This is a genomic window from Kitasatospora phosalacinea (assembly GCF_000717185.1).
Classification (GTDB): domain Bacteria; phylum Actinomycetota; class Actinomycetes; order Streptomycetales; family Streptomycetaceae; genus Kitasatospora; species Kitasatospora phosalacinea_A.
Genome location: NZ_JNYE01000242.1, coordinates 1 through 2398, shown reverse-complemented (window position 1 = coordinate 2398; position 2398 = coordinate 1). Strand labels below are relative to the sequence as shown.

Genomic DNA, 2398 nt, shown 5'->3' with positions numbered 1-2398 from the left:
CGACATGACCGACCGCCGAGCCGTCACCGACCTCCTCGCCGACCACCGCCTCAGCGCCGTCGTCCACACCGCGGGCGTCCTCGACGACGCCACCGTCGAGGCACTGACCGACCGCCAACTCGACAACGTCCTGCGCCCGAAGGTGGACGCCGCCTGGCACCTGCACGAACTGACCGCCGACCACGACCTCACCGCCTTCGTCCTGTTCTCCTCCGCCACCGGCACCCTCGGCACCGCCGGACAGGCCAACTACGCGGCCGCCAACGCCTTCCTGGACGCCCTCGCCCAGCACCGGCACGCCCGCGGCCTGCCCGCCACCTCGCTCGCCTGGGGCCTGTGGGCCGACAGCAGCGGCATGACCGGCGACCTGACCGACGCCGACCAGGCCCGCCTGCGCCGCTCGGGCATCGCGCCGATCAGCGCCGAGCAGGGCCTCGCCCTGTTCGACGCCGCCCTGGCCGCCCCGAACCCGGTCACCGTCCCCGCCCGGCTGGACACCGCCGCCCTCGCCCGCTCCGGCGCGCCCGTGCCGAGCCTGCTGCGCTCGCTGGTGCGTCCCGCGTCCTCGCCCCGGCCGCTCGCCGGAACGGACGCCCGCCCGGCGGGCCTGTCCGAGGAACTGCACCGCCTGCCCGCCGCCGAACGGCGCCGCCGCCTGGTGGCCCTGGTCGCCGAGCAGGTGGCGACCGTGCTCGGCCACGCGGACGGTGACGCCGTGCCCCACGAACGGCCGTTCACCGAGCTGGGCTTCGACTCCCTGACCGCCGTCGAACTGCGCAACCGGCTCAACCGGGCGACCGGCCTGCGCCTGCCCGCCTCCCTGGTCTTCGACCACCCCACGGCGGCGGCCCTCGCCGACCGCCTGCGGGCCGAGCTGACGGGCGAACAGCCCGCCGCACCCGCCCAGGCGGCCCCGGCCGTCACCACCGAGCCGATCGCGGTGATCGGCATCGGCTGCCGCTACCCGGGCGGCATCACCAGCCCCGAGGAGCTGTGGCAGCTGGTCGCCGAGGGCCGGGAGGCGATCTCGGACTTCCCCGAGGACCGCGACTGGGACGTGGACGCCCTCTTCAGCAGCGCCTGCTGCTGGAGACCGCCTGGGAGGCCGTCGAACGCGCCGGGATCGACCCGACCTCGCTGCGCGGCAGCCGCACCGGCGTCTTCGCGGGCGTGATGTACAACGACTACGGCTCCCGGATCACCGACCCGCCCGAGGACCTGGAGGGCTACCTCGGCAACGGCAGCGCGGGCAGCGTGGCGTCGGGCCGGGTCTCCTACACCCTCGGCCTGGAGGGCCCCGCCGTCTCGGTCGACACCGCCTGCTCCTCCTCCCTGGTCGCCGTCCACCTGGCCACGCAGGCCCTGCGCCAGGGCGAGTGCACCCTCGCCCTCGCGGGCGGCGTCACCGTCATGTCCACCCCGAGCACCTTCATCGAGTTCAGCCGCCAACGCGGCCTCGCCGCCGACGGCCGTTGCAAGGCGTTCTCCGCCGACGCCGACGGCACCGCCCTCGCCGACCCTCACCGCCTCGGGCCTCACCCCCGCCGACATCGACGCCGTCGAAGCCCACGGCACCGGCACCCGCCTCGGCGACCCCATCGAAGCCCAAGCCCTCCAAGCGACTTACGGACAGCACCACACCCCTGACCAACCCCTCTGGCTCGGCTCGATCAAAACCAACATCGGCCACACCCAGGCCGCCGCGGGCGTCGCGGGCGCCATCAAGATGATCCTCGCCATGCAGCACGGCACCCTCCCCCCGACCCTGCACAGCGCCACCCCCAGCCCGCACGTCGACTGGAGCACCGGCGCCCTCCAACTGCTCACCGAACCGCAGCCCTGGCCCGACCCCGACACCGACCGCCCCCGCCGCGCCGCTGTCTCCTCCTTCGGCATCAGCGGCACCAACGCCCACCTCATCCTCGAAGCACCCGAACCCCAGCCCCAGCCCGAACCCCAACCTGAACCCGCACCCGAGCCCGCCTCCGAGCCCACCTCCGAAGCACCCGCCGACTCCGGCCTCCCGACGGTCTGGACCGTCTCGGCACCGACCGAGGGCGCGCTGCGCACCCAGGCGGCCCGGCTGGCGCAGTACCTCGCCGACCGCCCCGGGGCCTCCGTCGCCGCGACCGGCCTGGCCCTGGGCACGACCCGCACCGCGTTCGCGCACCGCGCCGCCGTGGTCGGTGCGCGGCGCGAGGAACTGCTCGACGGCCTACGGGTGTTGGCGGAGGGCGGCACCGGCGCCCGGGTGGTGACGGGCGCGGCGCGGGACGGCAAGGTGGCCTTCCTCTTCGGCGGCCAGGGGAGTCAGCGTCCGGGCATGGGCCGCGAGCTCTACGACACCCACCCCGTCTTCGCCCAAACCCTCGACGAGGTCTGCGCCGCATTCACCCCC

The 2398-nt window shown here is 75.1% G+C and carries 1 pseudogene; it reads left to right on the top strand.

From position 1 onward, the window contains the following. Positions 1 to 2398 (top strand): annotated as a pseudogene (locus OO57_RS42040) (beta-ketoacyl synthase N-terminal-like domain-containing protein); the annotation flags it as partial.